Below are 19,211 nucleotides of genomic sequence, written 5' to 3' on the forward strand. Positions count from 1 at the left end.
GTTCATAATGGCAAGAAATATCGGATTTAACGTCCCTGTACCGGAAAAAGAGTGTACGGACGTAAACTGCCCGTTCCATGGCACCTTGCCGGTGCGCGGCCAGGTGATCACCGGCAAAGTCGTGAGCGACAAGATGACGGGGTCGGTAGTGATCAGGAGGGACTACCTGCACTTTGTCAAGAAGTACCAGCGGTACGAGAAGCGGAGTTCAAAGATTCACGCACACAACCCACCATGCCTGCATGCACGGGTTGGAGATACCGTGAGTATAGCCGAGTGCAGACCACTCTCCAAGACCAAGACCTTCGTGGTCATTGAGGTGAACAAGTCATGAAGGGTCTTGGGATAAAGGTCCCACGATCAGTCAGCACCGGAACCAGAATGGCCTGTGCAGACAACACCGGAGCACGGCTTGTTCAGGTCGTCTCGGTCTTTGGGTACCACGGTGTTCGCCGCAGGCAACCAAAGCTCGGACTTGCTGATATCGCTACGGTGAGTGTCAAGAAGGGTACACCAGACATGCGGAGGAAACTCGTGCGTGCTGTGGTTATCCGCCAGAAGAAAGAGATTCGCCGCCCCAGCGGACTGCGCCTCAGCTTTGAGGACAACGCTGTTGTGGTCGTTGATGAGAAGAATGAGCCACGAGGAACCGAGATCAAGGGTCCGGTTGCTCGTGAGGTCGCGATCCGGTACCCACGTATTGGTTCGATGGCCACGATCATCGTGTGAGTGGTGCGAATGGTAAGGATTGCAAGCAAACAACCAAGAAAGCAGCGCAAAGCCCGGTACAATGCCGCGCACCACGAGCGCGGATCACTTCTGCACGCTTCCCTCTCCAAGGAACTGCGTGAGAAGTACCACCAGAGAAGTGTCCGGGTTATCAAGGGTGACACCGTCAAGGTTGTCCGTGGTGACCACACCGGGACATCAGGCTCTGTGGATTCAGTAATAACAAAGAAATCCCAGATCATCGTTGACGGCGTGGCCGTCAAGAAAGCTGATGGTACTGAAGTACCACGCCCGATTGATCCCTCAAATGTCATAGTTACAGAACTGAACCTTGAGGACAAGCGACGCGAGCAGAAACTGGGTGGTGAATAAGATGGGACAACACCTGAAGAGAGTTGTAGCACCAAATTCCTGGGGTATTGCAAGAAAGACGACCAAGTTCGTCATGAAGCCCTCCCCGGGTCCGCACAACACCAATGCACTGCCGATCGCTGTCTGGCTCCGTGATCATATCGGGGTAGCCCGCAATATGAAGGAAGTCAAGCAGATCCTTCGGCAGCGTGAGGTTATTGTGAATGGCCGTGCATGCAGGCATGCAGACATGGGAATTGGTATCTTTGATATCATCTCCATCCCGAAGACCGGCAAACACTACCGGATTCTTCGTGACGCAAAAGGCCGGCACAAGACCATCCAGATCGATGCAGAAGCAGCCCAGTCCAGACTGGTCAAGATCACCAACAAGACGATCATCAAGGGTGGCAAGGTTCAGCTGAATCTGCGTGATGGTTCCAACCTTATCGCAGATAACAGTTACAAATCCGGTGACTCGATTGTTCTTTCCCTGAAAGATGGTGAGATGAACAAGATCCTCGATCACTTCCCGTACCAGGCCGGTAACATGGTTATGGTCATCGGTGGGAAGCACTCCGGCAACATCGCCCGGATTACTGACCGTGTCATTGTGAGCGGCAGTCTTCCAAACCGTGTCATCCTCAAGGATGAAGAGACCGGGGATGCCTTCGAGACCATCGATGAGTATGTTGTGACCGTTGGCCGTGAGAAGTCAGCAGTAGACAACTGGGGGATTGAAGAATGAACCCAAACCGTGCAGTCTCCATCGACAAGATTGTCGTTCACATGGGTGTCGGAGAAGCCGGAGATCGTCTTGTCAGTGCAGAGAAGATCATGAGTGAGATCACCGGGAACAAGCCTGTTCGCGGTGTGGCCAAGCAGACAATCCCGGCATTCGGACTTCGTAAGGGAATGCCTCTCAGTTGCAAGACCACTCTCCGTGGCGCTGTAGCAGAAGAGTTTCTGACCACCTCACTCAAGGTAGTCGGGAACAAACTCTCGACACGAGCAGTCGATCAGCAGGGGAATTTTTCCTTTGGTATCGAAGAACACACCGATTACCCGGGTCAGAGTTATGATCCGAAGATCGGAATCTTTGGTCTTGATGTTACTGTTGTTGTAAAACGCAACGGTCTTCGGATTGCCCGGAGACACATCCAGACCAAGAAACTTCCGCTAAAACAGCGGGTCTCCCATGAAGACACGGTTGGTTTCCTGGGAGAGAAATACGGTGTGGAGGTTCAGTAATGTCTGAGAAGGCTGGAAAAGAGAGGACAAAAGTTTTCGGACGCGGAGCACACGAATGCAAGCTCTGTGGGCGTAAACAGGGACTTGTCCGCAGATACAGTATATACTTCTGCAGACAGTGCTTCAGAGAGTGGGCCAGCAAACTTGGCTTTAAGAAACTGAACTGAGGAGGAGAGTAATGGCAAGACTGAATACGGTTGCGGATGCGTTATGCACGCTCAAGAACGCTGCAGATACTGGACGAGCTGAATGCATTGTCCAGCCTGCATCTACCTTGATCGGCGAGATGCTTCGCGTTATGAAAGATGCCGGTTATATCAGGGAGTATACCCTTGTTGAGGACGGACGTGGCGGCCAGTTTAAGGTAACCATGTCAGGTATGATCAACAAGTGTGGTGCCATCTCCCCCCGGTTCTCGGTAAAGCTGGCTGACATGGAGAGCTGGGAACAGCAGTACCTCCCATCCAAGAGCATCGGTATGCTGCTGGTTTCTACCTCGAAAGGGGTACTTCCACATCACGAAGCACGAGAACTTGGAATCGGTGGCGAACTGCTGGGGTACGTGTACTAAGGGTGGAACAGATGTCAGCTCATAGAACTGTATCCATTCCGGAAGGAGTCACCGTAACCATGGTTGACTCCGTTCTTAAAGTAAAAGGACCCAAAGGCGAACTTCAGCGTGACATGTGGCACCCTGCCATCAATATCGCTATCGAAGATGGTCACGCGAACTTTACCACCGACTCGCCGAAGAAGCTGGTCGTGGCAATGGTCGGAACCCTTGCGTCACACTGCAAGAACATGTGCACAGGTGTGACCAACGGGTACCAGTACAACCTCAAGGTTGTCTACAGCCACTTCCCGATCCAGCTGAAGGTGCAGGGCGAGAAACTTGAGATTGTCAACTTCCTTGGTGAGAAATACCCACGGTATGCACGTGTCCTTCCGGGAACATCAGTAAAACTCGGAACCGACGAGGTGTCTGTGACCGGTATTGACAAGGAACTTGTCGGTTCAACCGCTTCAAACATCGAAAAGGCTACCCGGATTCGGGATCGTGACCCACGTGTCTTCCAGGACGGGATTTACATCGTTGCCAGAGGTGAACAGTAATGGTATCAGAGATCAGACGCCTCCTCCGTGTAAGAAAGGCAAAAGAAGCCCGATTTAAACGTGAGGGCGTTGATAAGAAGGTAACCATCAAGGACTCCTGGCGAAGACCCCGTGGTCTGCACAGCAAGCAGAGGAAACTCCGCAAGGCTAAGGGCGCTCATCCGGATCCAGGGTACGGCAGTCCTCTCGCTGTTCGCGGTATGCACCCGTGCGGCCTGCGTGAAGTCAGAGTCTGCAACCTGAACGATATGGAAGGGCTCGACGCAGCAACCCAGGCAATCCGCATCGGTGCAACTGTCGGGCGCAAAAAGCGTGAGATCATCCAGAACAAGGCCGCAGAAGTAAAGATCCGCGTTCTTAACTGGAAGGATGCAACCAAGCCGGCATCGGCAGGAAAATCTGCATCAAAAGTCGCCAAGACTGATGCAAGTGAGGAGGAAGAATAAATGAGTCAGATTTCTGGTCAGAGACGCCTGGCTGCCGAGGTCCTTAAGTGTGGCCTCAACCGCGTCTGGTTCGATCCCGAAAAGATCGACGACGTGCAGCGGGCTATCTCTCGTGAAGACATCAGAAACCTGATCACGGAGGGAGCCATTGCTGCCCACCAGAAGGTAGGTAACTCCCGTGGACGGGCACGTATCATGATGGCAAAGCGGAGTTACGGACACCGTAAGGGTCCGGGCCGCAGAAAGGGAGCAATTGGTTCCCGTACCGTCAGCAAGGAACGCTGGGTTTCGCGTATCCGTGCCCAGCGGAAGGTACTCCGTGACCTGCGTGAATCTGGTGATATTGAACGTTCCGTGTACCGCCGGTTCTACCGTCGTGCAGCTGGTGGTCAGTTCAGGACTGTGGCACATCTGAAGGCCCAGATCGAAATAGGGAGGGCACAGTAATGGCAACAGGTCCACGATACTTTGTCTCCTTCCGCCGCAGGCGCGAAGGAAGAACCGACTACCATGCACGACACAAACTTGTCGTGTCAATCCGTCCGCGGATGGTTGTCAGAAAGACCAACAAGCACATCATCTGTCAGATGGTGACTGCTCACCTTGAGGGAGACCGTACCCATGTTACTGCGAACTCAGCAGATCTTCGCAAGTTCGGGTACCAGGGATCCCTGAGCAACACCCCTGCAGCATACCTGACCGGCATCCTCTTTGCAGTCAGGGCACTCAATGCTGGAAAAGACACTGCAATCCTTGATATCGGTCTTCACCGTGCAAGTGCAGGAGCACGTGTCTTTGCCGCACTGAAGGGTGCATCAGAAGCTGGTCTTGACATTCCGCACTCTGAGGATATCCTTCCCTCTGATGAGCGGTGTACCGGAGAACATATCGCAGCATACGCCCCCGACCGTGCAGGAGCCCTGCCTGCCAATGTGGCAGCAACTCGGGATGCAATCATGGGGGAGCTGAACTGAGATGGCATACGAGAAGACAGAATGGGTACCCCTGACCGGTCTTGGACGCATGGTCCAGGCCGGTGAGATCAAGAGCATTGACGAGGCGCTCGCCAGTGGGAAACCCATCAAAGAACCTGAGATCGTTGATGCATTCCTCCCTGACCTCGTGGATGAGGTGCTCGACATCAACATGGTACAGCGGATGACCGATTCCGGTCGTCGTGTCAAGTTCAGGGCTGTTGTCGTCGTCGGTAACCACGACGGATACATCGGCTTCGGACAGGGCAAGGACTCCCAGGTTGGAGACGCGATCAAGAAAGCGATCGTAAATGCCAAGACACACGTGATCAAGGTAAAGCGTGGATGTGGTTCATGGGAATGTGGATGTGTCCATCCACACTCAATCCCTATGCAGGTCACCGGGGATGCAGGCAGTGTCAGAGTGACACTCAAGCCTGCACCACAGGGTATCGGGCTTGTTACCGGAGACATCGGGAAGAAGGTGCTTCAGCTCGCCGGTATCCGTGATGTCTGGGCACAGACCGAGGGTCAGACCCGGACGACCATCAACTACGCCAAGGCGACCTTCAACGCTCTGAAAGCGACCAATATGATCAGGCTGGGAGGAAAGGAGTAATGTATGCAGTTGTTCAGGTCCGCGGAACGGTTAAGACCCGCCGGGAGATCAAGGACACCCTGAAGATGCTCCGTCTTCACCACATCAACCACTGTGTCATCATCCCTGACACTCCGGCCTACGTCGGAATGATTCGCAAGGTCAAGGACTTTGTTGCATATGGTGAAGTTGATGCCAGTACGGTTGAGGAACTTCTGAAAACCCGTGGACGTCTCACTGGTGATATTCATCTTACTGATGAGTACATCAAGGAGAACTCCCAGTACGCAGGAATCTCGGAGTTTGCAAAGGCACTCTCGTCAGGCGAGGCACGGCTGGCAGATGTTCCCGAACTCAAACCGGTTCTGCGGCTTCACCCGCCACGCAAAGGGTATAAGACCACCAAGAGGACCTACCAGCAGGGCGGTTCACTCGGGTACCATGGGGAGAATATTAACGATCTCCTCTACAAGATGAGGTGAGCAGATGCCAGTCAACAAGCGATCCAAGTACCGTGGCTCACGCACCTGTGGTGGTGGGACCCACAAGAACCGTCGTGGAGCAGGAAACCGCGGAGGCCGAGGCAATGCCGGTGTCAATGCACACCACTTTGTCAGGGCCTACATGATCAGAGGCCCGGTCTTTGGCAAGTGCGGATTCAAGCACCACCATGAGGCCTCTATCACCGGAGACGTCCTGGACATTGGCGAGATCGACCAGATGGTGCCGGTCCTCGTCAGGTCCGGAGCTGCACAAGAAGAAGGCGACACCGTTGTCTTCGATGCAGCAGTCCTTGGTGTTGAAAAGGTTCTTGGTGGCGGTAAGGTCAGCCACAAGATGAAAATCACGGCCGCGGCGTTCTCCCAGCAGGCGATCGCCAAGATTGAGGCGAAAGGCGGTCATGCGATGACCTCCTGAACCTCTTTTTTGGGGGAATATAATGGGTGAGATTCTAGACCGGATGGAGCCTCTTCTGGCAATGATGCCAGCAGTAAAAGCTCCGGAAGGTCACGTTCATTTTAAGAACAAACTGGCTTGGACAGCCGGGATTCTGCTGGTCTACTTTATTCTGACAAACATTCCTGTGTTTGGACTGGCTACGTCATCCCAGGATATGTTCGAGTACTACCGGGCTCTGCTTGCCGGTGCAAGTGGTTCAATCGTTCATCTCGGTATCGGACCAATTGTTACTGCATCGATCGTTCTTCAGCTCCTCAAGGGAGCGGACATCATTCACATAGATACCAGTGAGATCAAAGGGCAGATCCAGTACATGGGTCTGCAGAAACTCATGATCTTTGTGATGATTGCAGTTGAAGCAGCACCGATGATTGTGGGTGGATTTTTAAAGCCGGATCCGGCTGTTGCACTCGCACTCTTCGGAGGAAATTCGACAGTACTTGCACTCATCATCTTCCTGCAGATCTGCCTTGGTGGCGTTCTGGTATTCATGATGGATGAGGTAGTGACCAAGTGGGGTATTGGCTCTGGTGTGGGTCTCTTCATCATTGCAGGTATCTCACAGGCACTTGTGAACGGTTTCATCAACTGGACGTCAGTGAACGATGCGTATCCGGTTGGTTTCTTCCCACGGTTATTCGCGGTTGTGCTGGACGGTGCAAACTTTATCCAGTACTTTGGAACCGAACTGATCGCGTTCATCTGTACAATTGGTATCTTCCTCCTGATCGTGTATGTAGAGTCTACCAGGGTTGAGATTCCGCTGGCACACACACAGGTCAGAGGGGCCAGGGCACGCTTCCCTGTCAAACTGATCTACGCAAGTGTGCTTCCGATGATTCTCGTCCGTGTGCTTCAGGCAAACTTCCAGATGATCGGTCTGTTCCTGAATAATATCGGGATCACCTTCCTTGGTGAGTTCCAGGGACAGTCACCGGTCAGCGGCCTGATGTGGTTCCTCGCTCCGATCAACCACCCGACCGACTGGATGTGGTGGATGCCGAATTACGTCGGAACTCACCCGCCATGGGAAGTTCTCATCAGACTCGGCATTGACTCAATGGTCATGATCGTCGGTGGTGCAATCTTCGCACTCTTCTGGGTGAAGACTGCAGGTCTCGACTCAAAGGCAGTTGCACGACAGATTCAGAACTCAGGAATGTCCATCCCAGGATACCGGCGTAACCCGGCAATCCTTGAGAAGGTTCTTGACCGGTACATCCCCCGTGTTACTATCATCGGTGGAGTGTTCATCGGTCTCATGTCTGTGGTCGCAAACCTTTTCGGTGTGATCGGTTCCGTCTCTGGTACCGGTCTGCTGCTGACGGTGAGTATTACCTACCGGCTGTACGAACAGATTGCAAGTGAACAGATCATGGAGATGTATCCCTTCATGAGAACGTTCTTTGGCAAGGAGTAATAAAGGATTATATCTATGGCTGGGAAAAAGGTCATCATCACGGGTGTTCCGGGAGTAGGAAAAACTTCAGTTATCAACGAGTCTATGGCTCGGCTTGAGGCTGAAGGGGTTCCCTACCAGAACATCAATTTTGGAACCTTTATGTTCGAGGTCGCCCAGCGTGAAGGGATGGTCAAAGATCGCGATGAGATGCGTAAGCTTGACAAGAATGCCCAGAGAAGGCTTCAGCAGCTTGCATCCCAGGCTATCGCAAAGATTGAAGGCAATGTTATCATTGATACCCATGCTTCAGTGAAGACTCCTGCCGGGTTTCTGGCTGGACTTCCTGAATGGGTGCTTCGTGAGCTCAAACCGGATATCATCATCCTGGTAGAGACGGACGAGGATCAGATCCTGAAACGCCGCCTCTCTGACGCGACCCGTGTACGTGACATTGAGGGAGCACGTGCAATCGCTGATCATCAGAACTTTAATCGTGCTGCGGCGGCCGCATATGCGACAATCACCGGCTGTACGATAAAATATATCACCAATGCAGATTTTCTCATCGACCGTGCGGTCGAAGAGATGATGCAGACCCTCCGGTGACTTTTTTATGGGTTCATCCAATTCAGGAAACATGAGTATGATGCCGCTCATCCTTGCGATGGGCCTGATCATGCTTGCAAGTATTGAGGTAGTCAGGGTAGGCATCGGTACATCACTGAATGTTGCACTCGGCCCTCTTGTTGATACGCTCCAGATTCCTTTTTACATCGTTATTCTTCTTCTCTCTGCGATGACCGGTTTCTACTCTTCTATCATCCAGAAGTATACTATAGACTACCGGAAGATGAAAGAGACGCAGAATAAGATGAAAGATTTCCAGAAAGAGTATCGGGAAGCGATGCTCTCAAAGGATGAAAAACGGGTCAAGAAGATAGAAGCTAAACGTGACACCATGATGAAGGATCAGCTTGAGATGAGTCAGGCTCAGTTCAAGCCGATGGGATACATCATGGTCATCACGCTTCCTATCTTCTTCTGGCTTTACTTCAGGCTGAATAATTATGATGCACTGATCAGTATGCCATTCTGTGGTTCAGTTCATCTGACCGCTGCAATACTTGGTCCAGTTCCTGCATGGATGATCTGGTATATGCTCTGCTCGATATCGCTCTCCCAGGTGATCAGAAAGGCCCTTGATATCGGGGGAATCTGATCGATGCGGGTCACCATAAGTGGCCTTCCTGGGAGCGGTACCACCTCCCTTACCTATCATCTGGCAAGTGAGCACCGGTTTGATGTCATATCAGCAGGCGAGGTCTTCCGCCAGATGGCAAAGGAGAAGGGAATGACTCTTGCCGAGTTTGGTGCATTTTGTGAGAGCGATCCCTCGGTTGACAAACTGATCGATGAACGGCAGCGTGAGATAGCGCTCTCGCAGGATCAGATCCTTATCGAGGGACGCCTCTCCGGGTGGATGCTTCCTGAAGCAGATCTCAGGATCTGGCTGAAGGCATCACTTGAGTGCCGGGTAAGACGTATTCTTGATCGGGATCAGTTTGCTGACTTTGATCATGCTATGCAGGCAACTGCAGACCGGGAGGCAAGTGAAGCTCTTCGGTACAAACAGTACTACAATATTGATTACGCATCACTTGCCCCGTATCATCTGGTTCTTGATACCGAACTCTGGACTGTAGAGCAGCTTGGAAGGATCGTCTCTTCTGCCCTGCAGGCCAGGCTTGAAAACGAGTAGGTTCTTTCAGAACCCTTTTTTAAACCGAAACATCTTCGGCCTCTTCTGACTGCTCTTCTGCAAGTATCTCTGTCAGGATATCATATCCTGCGTCTGCCAGAGCGATGATCAGCGGTCCGATGATAAGACCAATCGGCCCTAGAATAAGCATTCCTCCGAAGATACCGATCATCATCAGCACCGGATGAATGGAAATCCTCCTGGCAAGAAGACGGGGCCTGATCCAGAAGTCCTGCAGGCCTGATATGAGGGGGTATCCGACCGCAGCAACAAGGAGAAGTCCACGTGTATCTCCCTGTGCTATGGCATATACAGCGAGAATGAGGGTGATCAGTTGCGGACCAAAGAACGGGAAGAGGTGTGATGCTGCACATAGGAATGCCCAGAACACAATCTGACCATATCCCAGGATCCAGAAGAAGGGGAGAGTGAGAAAGAAGGTCAGGACTGCGACGCTGATATTGACCACATAGACGCCGTACATGGTATCGGTGACAACCCTGCAGAGTATTGTGATGTACCGGTTCATCTGCGACGGGATTATCGAGAAGAACTGGGATGAGAGTGTCTCACCGTTGCGTAGAAGCAGAAAGAGTATAAGTATGACGATAAACAGTTCAACCATCAGGCCAGGGAGGCCTTGTGCGATAGAACTCAGACTCTGAATAATCGCCGGTGCCGAGTCTTCGACTATCTTTGCCGAGTCCTGATGGAGGTATGTTCCTCCAAGTGTTGTCAGCAGGTATCCGGTGAATGACTGGGACCCTGGCTGAAAATTTCTGATCGCGGCTGCAATGGTCTGTGCCACTTCAAAGATATAAAACCTGGTAATGATGACTGAGTTGGCGAGAAGGAGCAGGAACCCCAGGATCCCTGTGATTGAAAGCAGACAGACAGATATTGCTGCATACCCTTTTCCAATAAATCTCTCCAGGTATTTCTGGGCAGGCATGAGAACTACTGCGAGTGAGATTGCTATCACAGTTGCATAGGCTAATCTCCAGAATAGGAACGCGGTGAGCAGAAGTATTACAGTAGCAAGGATGATCCCTGCACGTTGTTCCCCGGAAAGTCTCCCGAAAAAGTCAGGGGTACGCGGTAATGGCTGTTGTTTCAGCATAACTCATTCCTGTGTCGCAATGAGACGTTTTGTCTTCTCCTGATAAGATGGTTATCCATGCTGTGTGATGATTGTTCTCTTCAGTCCGCTCAGATGAGATTTTTAGGCCTGACATTCTTCTGTCTGAAAGACGAACAATATCTAACGATATGAACGCCGGATATACCTGGAGTGGATCAATGTTCTGTGTATCAGTTCTGGTCTTCGTACTTGGTATGCTGGTTCCGGCCCTGGCAGATACCTCCATTGGTTCGATAGATGTCTCCTATTACAAGGGAGAGCACACCAATGATTCGATCCCTGATATGATCGAAGCGGGAAAGTCCTATCCGGTCACGATCACCTTCAGGAATACCGGTATGGTCTCCTGGGACTGGGGAGTAGAGAAGTTCGGTCTATTATACCAGGGCCTTCAGTCATCAATACAGGTTGATCCGGTCTTCTCACGGTTGGGAAAGGATACCGAAACAAAGCCAGGCGGTGAGATAACCTTCCCCCTGACTCTGACTCCTCCTGATAAACCCGGTGACTACACCATCAGCTTCTCAATGGCGACACTGAAGGGAGAGAGTTACAACACCTTCCCTGAAACCTTCTCGAAGACTGTAAAAGTCATCTCGCAGGATGGAATCTCCTCGGGATCTGTAGGTTCCATCATCGTCTCGTCGATCCCGACCGACTCACAGGTTCTCATCGGTGGTGATGTAAGGGGAAAAACACCACTCACGATCCCTGATCTGATGCCTGCGACATATGACCTGAGTGTTGCATCACCTGAGTACAAAACAAAGGTTGTCCAGGTTACGGTCGAGCCCGGTTCAGTCAGCAGGCTCAGGATTGATCTCACCAGTTCAAACAAGACTGATATCTCCATCGAGAAGGATGAGCGGTATACTCTGTTGGGTTTTTTAAAGGCAAACCTTCCCCTTCTCATCCTGACCATCGCTATCCTCTTCTTTGGTCTTCAGATGCTGATGATGGATACCAAGCGGTTTCCTGAGAACCATCCGGTACGGCTCCTGGTCAGACCGATAACCATTGTTCCGGTTAGTTTCGAAGGGAAGGGTGGGTCCCGAAAGACAGGGGAGAAAGGATCTGCTAAAGGTTCTGATGGATCAGGCACGGGTGCAGATGAGCATGGCTCAAAGCGGGGAGATAGTTCTGCTACAAGAACTGCCGGACAGACCTCTTCACGCTCTCGTGAACTCAAGGACAAGAAACCCGGGTACGGTGATGAACAGAAGAAGAAGGGTGACTTGAAGGGAGAAGAGACTGAAGAGCTGAAGGTTGCTGATGTTGATCAACAGGCTCGTGATATCGATAATCCGTTCGGGTTTCCTGACGGTCTGAAAGATCGGTACGAACCTCTCGGGGTGGCAGGTGATGATGCGTATGCTCGTGTCTTCAAGGTGCGGAAAAAAGATAACGGGAGTATCCGTGCTCTGAAGGTCTCTCACCTGAAGTATGCCGGTAGTGAGATCCTGCGGAAAGAGGCATCGGTATGGGGAAACCTCAGACATCCGAATGTGGTTAAATTGTACAAGGCCGAGTTCGAAGATGAACTGACCTTCCTTGATCTGGAGTTCCTTGACGGCATCAGGTACAAAGGGGGAGCCCTGACCTCTCTCTCTGCACTCCCGAAACCTCTCCGTGAAAAATATGCCGTTTCACTGATACGAGATGTGGCAACCGGGCTCAAGTATACTCACAGCCTTGGAATCAGACACTACCACCTGCAGACCGGTGACATCCTGCTTACGCCAAAGATGCAGGCAAAAATAGCCGGGTATGCCAGGGGGAAGAATGAACTCGGTTTCTCGGTGCCGGAGTCTGATACCCGTGAAGCGACAGCAGCGTACCTGGCTCCAGAGCAGAAGAATGAAGCCGTCTTTGGGAATCCGGGGAGAAAGACAGACATCTACCAACTCGGGGTGATCTTTTACGAACTGCTCACCGGGTCTCTCCCGTATTCCCGGCAGGCTGCTGATCGTGCCTCTGTTGAATGGCACGACAAGAGTGAAAACCGGCTGATTCTTCCCTCAGAGTTCAAACCCGAACTTTCACGGTATGATCAGATCCTCTCCCGGATGCTGGTGGCTGACAAAAAGAAGAGATATGCGTATGTTGAAGAATTTCTGGCAGATCTCGATGCTGTACCTGCTGCCTGAACCGGTTCTTCTCTTTTGACAAACCGATACGTAGATATCTGTTCATGTGGATCTGATTGATTAGGATACTATGTCCCGGATTCCGGCCCTGGCTCTGTCGTTACTATTCTGTCTTCTGATCCTGGTTCCGTCTGTTCTCGCCCAGGAAGAGGATGCCAGTGCATATAATGTCGGGTTCGGACTTTCGTATGTCAAGGACACCATTCCTGACCGGCTAATACCAGGCCGTTCATATCCTGTACTGGTAACATTCAAAAATACCGGCCTGGTGACGTGGGAGCGAAAGAGTCACCGTGTCGGGATGGTGTATGGTGGAAATCTGACTGAGGTGGTTGGCATGCCATCCTATGTTGATATCCCTGAGAACTCCCAGGTTCACTCTGGACAAGAGATCTCTTTTGCCGTCTCGATTGTCCCTGTTAGTCTTCCCGGAGAGTACTCGCTCCCGTTTTATGTTGCGTATCGGACTGCACAGGGGGATCAGCGGGTTACCGAGGTGTGGGTCAAGAAAATTACCATCGTTCCGAGCGATGGTGTCTCTTCTCCGTTAAACGGTTCTATATCAGTTGATAGTGCAAAGCAGGATCTCATCGTCCTTCTCAGTGGTAAACCGATGGGATCCACACCCTGTATCATCCCTGATCTTAAGCCGGGTTCGTACCAGGTGATAGTTCGTGGTGAAGGGAATGAGAGAACGGTCCAGGTGCAGGTTGAAAAGAGCACGATGTCCCGTGTTTTTGTAGGGAATGTGACTCAGGAGCCGACGATAAACTTCAAGAAGATAGATGTTGTCTCCAATGGAACCCTGTTTGAGTATATCGAGGCCAATGTCCCGCTGATCATCATAGTTTCTGCCTTTGTTATTGGGTGCATTGTTCTGATGGTTCATACAGTCAGGCTTCGTAGGGAGAAAGAGTCTGAAGACAAGGAGAATCTTCAGAGAAAAGGGACACAGCGATCGCTTGATGGTGCCTCCTCTCTTGAAGAGAAGGATCTGCTGGATGAGTATCATCACCAGAAGCACCTTCTGGAACAGGTAGCACCAGGTTCTGATCCCGGTTCCGGTTCGGCTGCAGGGCCGAAGGTGGTTGATGTTGCGGTCGGCGGGATGAAGAATGTTCGAAAATTCTCCCGCGATATGCTGGATAAAAACCGCCCTGAAGAAACAGAAGCTGGGCTTGGTGGTATGGCAGCAGCGTCAGGGAAAGAGGAGAACTCTCAATCTTCAGTTGCAATCAGGCTGGATCATCTTGATGTCAGACCCGGATCAGCCGTCGCCCACTTCTCTGCTCTGAACCATACAGATGATCCATTGTCGGTTGAAGGACTCCTGATCGGTCCGGGAACATCTGCACCTGTCTCAGTAGAGGTAGCCGAGCCGGTGACCGACGAGTACGAGGTGACGGTCTCTCTCAAGTTTCTCTCAGAGAAAGGTCAGGAGATCTGCCGGTACATGCAGATTCCTTACAACCGGGGAGTCGCTCTTCTTGCCCGGGGTGTTGCAGAGAAGGCATATGAGTACTTTCACCAGATGTTCAGGAACAATCCTGCCCAGATTGATGCACTCGTCAAACAGGCAGAGGTTCTGCTCCGCTGGGGTCTTGAGGAAGAGGCTGAGGCACTGCTAAATGAGGCAGTATCGCTGGATCCTGATAATCAGGAGGCACAGGAGGTTCTGAAGCAGATTGCTGCCCTTAAAGAAAAACGTGCAGCTGAGAAGAAGAGATCAGAAGAGAAGCCAAAGATTCAGGGATTTCCTGATATTCTGTATGATCGGTATACTCCCATCAGGTTACTTGGAAATGATGCTTTTGCCTCGATCATTCTGGTGCTCAGAAATGATACCGGTGACCTGCGTGCTCTGAAAATTGCACATGAGGGTACGGTTGCGGGCTCGTCCCTGTTTACAGAAATATCCGTGTTGTACCAGTTGAAACACCCGAATGTGCTCAGGATGTATCGGGCAGAATATGATCCGACCCTCTTTCTCGAACTTGAATACGCCTCAGGGCTTCCCTGCTCTACAGGTTTGTGCAGGACCCTGGCAGACCTCGAGCACCCGGTTCCTGAAGAGACGATGATTGTGTTTATCGAGCAGATTGCGCAGGGTCTTGGATATCTCCATCAGAAAGGGGTACGGCATTATCACCTCTCGCCCAGACATATCCTTCTGGATGAGCCAATGACCCCGAAGATATCAGGGATAATCAGGGAGTCTGTTTCACGGACGGGATCAGAATCTGTATCTCCTGCCCTTTGCCTGGCTCCTGAGCAGATTAACCGTGAGAAGTTTGGAAAACTGGGAAAACGAACAGATATCTTTCATTTTGGTGCAATTTGGTACTGGCTGATGACCGGAAGATCGCCCTATCCTGATGGTTCGATCTCCCTGGCTGGTGAGAACGGGTACATCTCCGGTGTGTATGTATCTCCATCGATCCATCACCCTGGATACGCGAAATATGACCTATTACTCAAAAAACTTCTAGCACTTGAAAAAAGTGATCGGTATGGATCTCTTGATGAGTTTATCGCAGAATTGAATGAACTGAATCCACATAATGGAACCTGAATCAGAATGGTGCGTCCTGGTAGTATCAAAATGAGATCTTTTACTCTCTTTTTTGGCATATTCTCACTGGCACTCCTTCTGTTGGTGTCCACTATTCCCGTATCCGGAGAGATCTCAGGTGGTTCATCTGATCAGACTCCCGGGAATGGATCAATTCAGGTTCTCACCGGAAATATGGCGATACAGATCTCAATCGATGGTAATAACCGTGGTGTAACTCCGCTAATTGCCAGAAACCTCTCTTCGGGTTCCCATGATATCCGTCTGGTCGGTGACGGGTTTGATCAGGATCTTGAAGCTATGGTCCAGCCCCAAAAAGACACTGTTCTTTCCATTGATCCAGAAACCCGACAGTTCTGTCTCTCGTATGTAAGTACAGAAGGTCCCCCGGATCAGGATCCGGTATCATCCTTTGGATTGACTGATTACGCGATTATTCTGGGTGCTTTTCTTGGTATCACGCTCGTTGGGGCATATGCAACCCGGCGGGTTGCCGGGAAGATAAAAGAGTCTGTTGAGGTTCCCTCCCCTCTGTCATCTTCATCAGTGAATGACAGAATCAATTCCTGTCTGGATATTGTGGAAAAAGTCAGAGGAAGAGGGGTGGCAAAAACAGATCTGGTATTGGAGCCCCAGATGATGACCTGTGATGAGGGAGCAACCGGAGAGGTGGTAGTGAGAGCCATAAATTGTGGCAGCCGGCCGATCCTCATCGAAGGTCAGATGATTCCTGATGGTGAGAGCCGTAATATCCTCATCCGTGTCCCTGTCGAAATTCCCGGAGATCAGTTTTTCATCAGAAATATTCCTTTCATTGATGAAGCAGGGCGTGAGTTCATCCGTGATGTCCTGATTCGCTATCGTGTGCGTCCGGTCAGTCCTGCACTAGACTGGTCATTTGTCGGGTTTGTATCTGAAAATAACAAAACTACTGCCATAGTCAGGATGAAGAATTCATCATCGTATCCGGTCATGGCCGGAGATATTGAGATTCCCCCTGATACTGAAGGTGAGATTGAGTTCCCGTTAGATGATCCTGATAGTGATCAGCCGGAAGTGAGCAGGATCTTATCTGTGAACCCGGGAGCAGACTTTGGAGAGGAGATAAAACTGCGGATCGTGCTTCCTTATAACTACGGCGTCCTGTTACAATCTCAAAACCTGCTTGATGATGCACTGTCTTACTACAACTCCCTTTTCAGCAGGGATTCTGGTTCTGCTGATCTCTGGGTTCAGAAGGGTATGGTTCTGGAGAAACTTGGTAAATATGAGGATGCAAACTTCTCGTATCACCAGGCCCTTGAGATCGATCCAGATAATCTGAATGCCCGCAAGGTCGTACAAAAGTCAGAAAATGACGGGTTGAAGCAGCGTAAGCCTGAAGTTTCTGACACCTCAAATTTTCCCTCCAGCCTTCTGGAGTTGTACACTCCTGTTGCTTCAGTCAGTTCTGATCAGAGTGGGGATTGTTTCCTTGTAAAACGTGCGGTTGACGCATCTGTTCAGATGGTTAAGGTCATCAGTCCTGATATTGCACAATCTCTCTCATTTGATCATACAATTACGGTCTGGCGTTCTCTTCAGCATCCACATATTCTTCGCCTTGTTGCCAGTGAAAAAGAACCCGTCTCTTATCTTGTGACAAATCCTCCGGAGGGGGCGGTTCAGAAAGGCAGGAGACGGTACTCACTGGCTGACCTGTCAGTACCGGTTCCCAGGCGTGCTGTAGTTAAAATTGGACTTGGGCTCTGCAGGGGTCTGTCATACCTGCATCATCAGGGGTTCGGGCATTACCTTCTTGCACCCTCTGAAGTTTTTATTGACAGGAATCTTCATATCCGGATCGGTGGGTTTGACAATGCAGCGGTCTTGTCAGAGAAAGGATGTAGTTCTGCGTGCTGGATACTGGCACCAGAACAGATCTCTCCTGAAAAGTATGGTGACACCTCCGTAAAGACTGATATCTTCCAGGCCGGTGCTCTCTTGTATCTGCTGTTAACCGGCTCAAGGCCATATGGTCGTAATGATCATCTTACGCAAGCAAGTGAGTACTGGGATGGTTCTTCATCAGGACTTGTGTTACCTTCCCTGGAGAGACCCGATCTGGGGGTATTTGACATCCTGATCTCCAGAACCCTCTCGCCTGATCCAAATGTAAGATATGGGTCGTTCGATGAAATGCTGTCTGATATTGAGTCCATCAGGTCTACTATGGATACAACAAATGGCAGGTAAATATGCAACTCACCAGTTTTTTCAAGAGCGAATCTCTTCTCTGCAAAAAAAGTTCCGGGTATAATTTTACCCGCAGTTACACGAACGGACTTTTGTCTTCGATGTTATCAGTTTCACATTTAGCTTATCAGGAGCCGACACCGTACTGCTCACTATACTCTCCCCTTCCTGTTCCGGACCATGGGTAACAGAAGCAGTCAATGTATATTCGCCGGTCGGGACTCCACTCGGGACAAGATAGTCAGGTGTTATTGTGCGAACCTCTCCTGCTTTGAACGGTGAGATCTGATTATTTTTTGAGATCAACTGATACTTTCCGAGAGATGCCTGAATCTGCAGCGGTTCTGCTGCGATGTCAGCAGCACCGGCATTTCGTATGGTTATATTTGGGTGGATGTAGGTACCGGGTTCTGTCCAGGAGGTCTGGACAGGCATGGTGACTTCTGTTATCTCATAGTCTGGTCCGGACTGGTCAGCAGCTTTGATTGTCTGGTTCAGGCTCGGATCAGACACTGCAGAGCTGGCAGGAATGCAGATTATCAGGAGAACCAGAATGAGCTGAATCAGAACGGGTGGAAAAAAACGTGATCTAATCATCAGGGAAAATATTGCTTAAAGGAATATAAAATGTACTTTATATTCTCTCTCACTTTGCGCATGCCCGATCGCAAGACGCAGTATCGTGTATGAATGGGGGAGTAAATCCCTGGCCGCAGCCTCCCCATACTAACTCATCTGGATAATATCTGGTATATCTTCCATCGCGTTCCACATGGACAAGTCCGTCATCGGTGAGATGCTGCACACTCCGTGTCACTGTCGGGCCTGCAACTCCGAGGAGATCTGCCAGTTCTCCACGGGTGAGGCCTGGCTGGTGGAGGATGATCCTCAAAATCCGTGAACTTGCAGCGGTCAGCATCCGTGCCATCAGAATCTGTTCTCCGGTTGAGTACTTCCCGTGGTTTTCAAAGTAGTGACAGACGCCACCGATTGTAGATGCCTGGATCTTCCCCCCGTCGTAGAGCCGTTCAAGATGGTACCGGAGGGTATTCTCATTCATCCCGGTTATCCCGATAAGTCTTCTGATATCAACACCTGGTGAAGCAACAATCTCATCATATATCTGGCGCCTGCCCTCATGCTCAAGCAGGTTCCTGTTTGTTATTCTGCGATATCCGCTGACTGCGTATCTGCGAATCCGGTCGAGCAGAGTTGAAGGCTGTGTTACCGGTGCCATCAGAGATCCACAGGCTCCACAGGAGCCTGCCGGCATTTGTGCCGGTGACGCAGCAGCGTTTGTCTTACAACTGCAGGGATGGACTGTCCCCTGACTGGTCATGGTCATATGACAGGAGAGACGGCCAGATGAACTGTCACTCGTGCAGCAGGAGCTTTTTCGCTCCATTGGGAAAGACGGGATACCGGATAGTACTGCGAGCAGAAGAAAGCCGATGACAATCACACCAGCCAGCAGTTTCATTCTGTACCCATTATATGCAAAAGTATATTATGTTTCACAATCGTGACTGTTTT

Annotated in this window: 24 protein-coding genes; 21 read left to right on the forward strand and 3 right to left on the reverse strand. The window is 50.8% G+C overall.

Annotation, left to right across the window (positions count from 1 at the left end):
• The first annotated feature begins 7 nt into the window (after nucleotides 1-7).
• The 18 genes from ACHZA2_RS10200 to cmk are packed head-to-tail and all read left to right on the forward strand — an operon-like array spanning nucleotide 8 to nucleotide 9,583.
• Nucleotides 8-334 carry a 30S ribosomal protein S17 gene (locus ACHZA2_RS10200; protein WP_319538900.1) on the forward strand — a complete coding sequence of 109 codons (327 nt, stop codon included), beginning with the start codon at nucleotides 8-10 and terminating at the stop codon, nucleotides 332-334.
• On the forward strand, nucleotides 331-729 hold the full coding sequence (locus ACHZA2_RS10205) for a 50S ribosomal protein L14 (RefSeq protein ID WP_319538899.1): 399 nt from the start codon (nucleotides 331-333) through the stop codon (nucleotides 727-729). The genes ACHZA2_RS10200 and ACHZA2_RS10205 overlap by 4 nt, the downstream gene beginning before the upstream one ends.
• A gap of 9 nt (nucleotides 730-738) precedes the next feature.
• Complete coding sequence (gene rplX, locus ACHZA2_RS10210; RefSeq protein WP_319538898.1) at nucleotides 739-1,101, forward strand: 50S ribosomal protein L24; 363 nt, start codon at nucleotides 739-741, stop codon at nucleotides 1,099-1,101.
• 1 nt (nucleotide 1,102) lies between these two features.
• Entirely contained in the window at nucleotides 1,103-1,828 is a 726-nt protein-coding gene (locus ACHZA2_RS10215; RefSeq protein WP_319538897.1) for a 30S ribosomal protein S4e, read from the forward strand.
• Entirely contained in the window at nucleotides 1,825-2,331 is a 507-nt protein-coding gene (locus ACHZA2_RS10220) for a 50S ribosomal protein L5 (protein ID WP_319538896.1), read from the forward strand. The genes ACHZA2_RS10215 and ACHZA2_RS10220 overlap by 4 nt, the downstream gene beginning before the upstream one ends.
• The gene (locus ACHZA2_RS10225; RefSeq protein ID WP_109969507.1) at nucleotides 2,331-2,498 is read left to right on the forward strand and encodes a 30S ribosomal protein S14; all 168 of its coding nucleotides are present in this window, start codon (nucleotides 2,331-2,333) and stop codon (nucleotides 2,496-2,498) included. The genes ACHZA2_RS10220 and ACHZA2_RS10225 overlap by 1 nt, the downstream gene beginning before the upstream one ends.
• A gap of 11 nt (nucleotides 2,499-2,509) precedes the next feature.
• Complete coding sequence (locus ACHZA2_RS10230; protein ID WP_319538895.1) at nucleotides 2,510-2,902, forward strand: 30S ribosomal protein S8; 393 nt, start codon at nucleotides 2,510-2,512, stop codon at nucleotides 2,900-2,902.
• Nucleotides 2,903-2,913: 11 nt separating this feature from the next.
• Nucleotides 2,914-3,444, forward strand: coding sequence for a 50S ribosomal protein L6 (rpl6p, locus tag ACHZA2_RS10235; protein WP_319579617.1), 531 nt, complete (start codon nucleotides 2,914-2,916; stop codon nucleotides 3,442-3,444).
• Nucleotides 3,444-3,890 carry a 50S ribosomal protein L32e gene (locus tag ACHZA2_RS10240; protein ID WP_319538893.1) on the forward strand — a complete coding sequence of 149 codons (447 nt, stop codon included), beginning with the start codon at nucleotides 3,444-3,446 and terminating at the stop codon, nucleotides 3,888-3,890. Before rpl6p ends, ACHZA2_RS10240 begins: the two co-directional genes overlap by 1 nt.
• The gene (locus ACHZA2_RS10245; RefSeq protein ID WP_319538892.1) at nucleotides 3,891-4,337 is read left to right on the forward strand and encodes a 50S ribosomal protein L19e; all 447 of its coding nucleotides are present in this window, start codon (nucleotides 3,891-3,893) and stop codon (nucleotides 4,335-4,337) included.
• Nucleotides 4,337-4,864: a 50S ribosomal protein L18 gene (locus ACHZA2_RS10250; protein WP_319538891.1), complete on the forward strand. Its 528-nt coding sequence runs from the start codon at nucleotides 4,337-4,339 to the stop codon at nucleotides 4,862-4,864. The genes ACHZA2_RS10245 and ACHZA2_RS10250 overlap by 1 nt, the downstream gene beginning before the upstream one ends.
• A 1-nt stretch (nucleotide 4,865) precedes the next feature.
• Nucleotides 4,866-5,483 (forward strand): 30S ribosomal protein S5, encoded by a 618-nt coding sequence (locus tag ACHZA2_RS10255; protein ID WP_319538890.1) that lies wholly within the window; start codon nucleotides 4,866-4,868, stop codon nucleotides 5,481-5,483.
• Nucleotides 5,483-5,944: a 50S ribosomal protein L30 gene (locus tag ACHZA2_RS10260; protein WP_319538889.1), complete on the forward strand. Its 462-nt coding sequence runs from the start codon at nucleotides 5,483-5,485 to the stop codon at nucleotides 5,942-5,944. The genes ACHZA2_RS10255 and ACHZA2_RS10260 overlap by 1 nt, the downstream gene beginning before the upstream one ends.
• 4 nt (nucleotides 5,945-5,948) lie before the next feature.
• Nucleotides 5,949-6,380, forward strand: a complete 432-nt coding sequence (locus tag ACHZA2_RS10265) for an uL15m family ribosomal protein (protein WP_319538888.1) — start codon at nucleotides 5,949-5,951, stop codon at nucleotides 6,378-6,380.
• A 22-nt stretch (nucleotides 6,381-6,402) separates the two neighbouring features.
• The gene (secY, locus tag ACHZA2_RS10270; protein ID WP_319579618.1) at nucleotides 6,403-7,842 is read left to right on the forward strand and encodes a preprotein translocase subunit SecY; all 1,440 of its coding nucleotides are present in this window, start codon (nucleotides 6,403-6,405) and stop codon (nucleotides 7,840-7,842) included.
• A 15-nt stretch (nucleotides 7,843-7,857) separates the two neighbouring features.
• The gene (locus ACHZA2_RS10275) at nucleotides 7,858-8,430 is read left to right on the forward strand and encodes an adenylate kinase (RefSeq protein WP_319538886.1); all 573 of its coding nucleotides are present in this window, start codon (nucleotides 7,858-7,860) and stop codon (nucleotides 8,428-8,430) included.
• A gap of 7 nt (nucleotides 8,431-8,437) precedes the next feature.
• A complete protein-coding gene (locus ACHZA2_RS10280) occupies nucleotides 8,438-9,043 on the forward strand; it encodes an EMC3/TMCO1 family protein (RefSeq protein WP_319538885.1) in 606 nt (201 codons plus the stop codon).
• Nucleotides 9,044-9,046: 3 nt separating this feature from the next.
• Nucleotides 9,047-9,583 (forward strand): (d)CMP kinase, encoded by a 537-nt coding sequence (gene cmk, locus ACHZA2_RS10285; RefSeq protein WP_319579619.1) that lies wholly within the window; start codon nucleotides 9,047-9,049, stop codon nucleotides 9,581-9,583.
• A 19-nt stretch (nucleotides 9,584-9,602) separates the two neighbouring features.
• On the opposite strand, the gene ACHZA2_RS10290 is transcribed toward cmk, so the two are convergent.
• Nucleotides 9,603-10,703: an AI-2E family transporter gene (locus ACHZA2_RS10290; protein ID WP_319579620.1), complete on the reverse strand. Its 1,101-nt coding sequence runs from the start codon at nucleotides 10,701-10,703 to the stop codon at nucleotides 9,603-9,605.
• A gap of 149 nt (nucleotides 10,704-10,852) precedes the next feature.
• On the opposite strand from ACHZA2_RS10290, the gene ACHZA2_RS10295 reads away from it, so the two are divergent.
• The 3 genes from ACHZA2_RS10295 (at nucleotide 10,853) to ACHZA2_RS10305 (ending at nucleotide 17,678) form a co-directional block, all read left to right on the forward strand.
• Complete coding sequence (locus tag ACHZA2_RS10295; protein WP_319579621.1) at nucleotides 10,853-12,871, forward strand: protein kinase; 2,019 nt, start codon at nucleotides 10,853-10,855, stop codon at nucleotides 12,869-12,871.
• Between the two features lie 70 nt (nucleotides 12,872-12,941).
• Nucleotides 12,942-15,443 (forward strand): protein kinase, encoded by a 2,502-nt coding sequence (locus ACHZA2_RS10300; RefSeq protein ID WP_319579622.1) that lies wholly within the window; start codon nucleotides 12,942-12,944, stop codon nucleotides 15,441-15,443.
• A 30-nt stretch (nucleotides 15,444-15,473) separates the two neighbouring features.
• Complete coding sequence (locus ACHZA2_RS10305) at nucleotides 15,474-17,678, forward strand: protein kinase (RefSeq protein WP_319579623.1); 2,205 nt, start codon at nucleotides 15,474-15,476, stop codon at nucleotides 17,676-17,678.
• Between the two features lie 66 nt (nucleotides 17,679-17,744).
• Here the strand turns inward: ACHZA2_RS10305 and ACHZA2_RS10310 are convergent, their stop codons facing one another.
• Nucleotides 17,745-18,275, reverse strand: a complete 531-nt coding sequence (locus ACHZA2_RS10310) for a hypothetical protein (RefSeq protein WP_319579624.1) — start codon at nucleotides 18,273-18,275, stop codon at nucleotides 17,745-17,747.
• A gap of 49 nt (nucleotides 18,276-18,324) precedes the next feature.
• Nucleotides 18,325-19,158, reverse strand: a complete 834-nt coding sequence (locus tag ACHZA2_RS10315; RefSeq protein WP_319579625.1) for a winged helix-turn-helix transcriptional regulator — start codon at nucleotides 19,156-19,158, stop codon at nucleotides 18,325-18,327.
• Between the last annotated feature and the right edge of the window lie 53 nt (nucleotides 19,159-19,211).

Origin of the sequence: uncultured Methanospirillum sp. (assembly GCF_963668415.2) — an archaeon.
In the GTDB taxonomy this organism is placed as follows: Archaea; Halobacteriota; Methanomicrobia; order Methanomicrobiales; family Methanospirillaceae; genus Methanospirillum.

What these genes read in the sequence shown, in the direction of transcription:
- ACHZA2_RS10200 (WP_319538900.1), top strand. Translation starts at nt 8, where the DNA reads ATGGCAAGAAATATCGGATTTAACGTCCCTGTACCGGAAAAAGAGTGT.
- ACHZA2_RS10205 (WP_319538899.1), top strand. Translation starts at nt 331, where the DNA reads ATGAAGGGTCTTGGGATAAAGGTCCCACGATCAGTCAGCACCGGAACC.
- rplX (WP_319538898.1), top strand. Translation starts at nt 739, where the DNA reads ATGGTAAGGATTGCAAGCAAACAACCAAGAAAGCAGCGCAAAGCCCGG.
- ACHZA2_RS10215 (WP_319538897.1), top strand. Translation starts at nt 1,103, where the DNA reads ATGGGACAACACCTGAAGAGAGTTGTAGCACCAAATTCCTGGGGTATT.
- ACHZA2_RS10220 (WP_319538896.1), top strand. Translation starts at nt 1,825, where the DNA reads ATGAACCCAAACCGTGCAGTCTCCATCGACAAGATTGTCGTTCACATG.
- ACHZA2_RS10225 (WP_109969507.1), top strand. Translation starts at nt 2,331, where the DNA reads ATGTCTGAGAAGGCTGGAAAAGAGAGGACAAAAGTTTTCGGACGCGGA.
- ACHZA2_RS10230 (WP_319538895.1), top strand. Translation starts at nt 2,510, where the DNA reads ATGGCAAGACTGAATACGGTTGCGGATGCGTTATGCACGCTCAAGAAC.
- rpl6p (WP_319579617.1), top strand. Translation starts at nt 2,914, where the DNA reads ATGTCAGCTCATAGAACTGTATCCATTCCGGAAGGAGTCACCGTAACC.
- ACHZA2_RS10240 (WP_319538893.1), top strand. Translation starts at nt 3,444, where the DNA reads ATGGTATCAGAGATCAGACGCCTCCTCCGTGTAAGAAAGGCAAAAGAA.
- ACHZA2_RS10245 (WP_319538892.1), top strand. Translation starts at nt 3,891, where the DNA reads ATGAGTCAGATTTCTGGTCAGAGACGCCTGGCTGCCGAGGTCCTTAAG.
- ACHZA2_RS10250 (WP_319538891.1), top strand. Translation starts at nt 4,337, where the DNA reads ATGGCAACAGGTCCACGATACTTTGTCTCCTTCCGCCGCAGGCGCGAA.
- ACHZA2_RS10255 (WP_319538890.1), top strand. Translation starts at nt 4,866, where the DNA reads ATGGCATACGAGAAGACAGAATGGGTACCCCTGACCGGTCTTGGACGC.
- ACHZA2_RS10260 (WP_319538889.1), top strand. Translation starts at nt 5,483, where the DNA reads ATGTATGCAGTTGTTCAGGTCCGCGGAACGGTTAAGACCCGCCGGGAG.
- ACHZA2_RS10265 (WP_319538888.1), top strand. Translation starts at nt 5,949, where the DNA reads ATGCCAGTCAACAAGCGATCCAAGTACCGTGGCTCACGCACCTGTGGT.
- secY (WP_319579618.1), top strand. Translation starts at nt 6,403, where the DNA reads ATGGGTGAGATTCTAGACCGGATGGAGCCTCTTCTGGCAATGATGCCA.
- ACHZA2_RS10275 (WP_319538886.1), top strand. Translation starts at nt 7,858, where the DNA reads ATGGCTGGGAAAAAGGTCATCATCACGGGTGTTCCGGGAGTAGGAAAA.
- ACHZA2_RS10280 (WP_319538885.1), top strand. Translation starts at nt 8,438, where the DNA reads ATGGGTTCATCCAATTCAGGAAACATGAGTATGATGCCGCTCATCCTT.
- cmk (WP_319579619.1), top strand. Translation starts at nt 9,047, where the DNA reads ATGCGGGTCACCATAAGTGGCCTTCCTGGGAGCGGTACCACCTCCCTT.
- ACHZA2_RS10290 (WP_319579620.1), bottom strand. Translation starts at nt 10,703, where the DNA reads ATGCTGAAACAACAGCCATTACCGCGTACCCCTGACTTTTTCGGGAGA.
- ACHZA2_RS10295 (WP_319579621.1), top strand. Translation starts at nt 10,853, where the DNA reads ATGAACGCCGGATATACCTGGAGTGGATCAATGTTCTGTGTATCAGTT.
- ACHZA2_RS10300 (WP_319579622.1), top strand. Translation starts at nt 12,942, where the DNA reads ATGTCCCGGATTCCGGCCCTGGCTCTGTCGTTACTATTCTGTCTTCTG.
- ACHZA2_RS10305 (WP_319579623.1), top strand. Translation starts at nt 15,474, where the DNA reads ATGAGATCTTTTACTCTCTTTTTTGGCATATTCTCACTGGCACTCCTT.
- ACHZA2_RS10310 (WP_319579624.1), bottom strand. Translation starts at nt 18,275, where the DNA reads ATGATTAGATCACGTTTTTTTCCACCCGTTCTGATTCAGCTCATTCTG.
- ACHZA2_RS10315 (WP_319579625.1), bottom strand. Translation starts at nt 19,158, where the DNA reads ATGAAACTGCTGGCTGGTGTGATTGTCATCGGCTTTCTTCTGCTCGCA.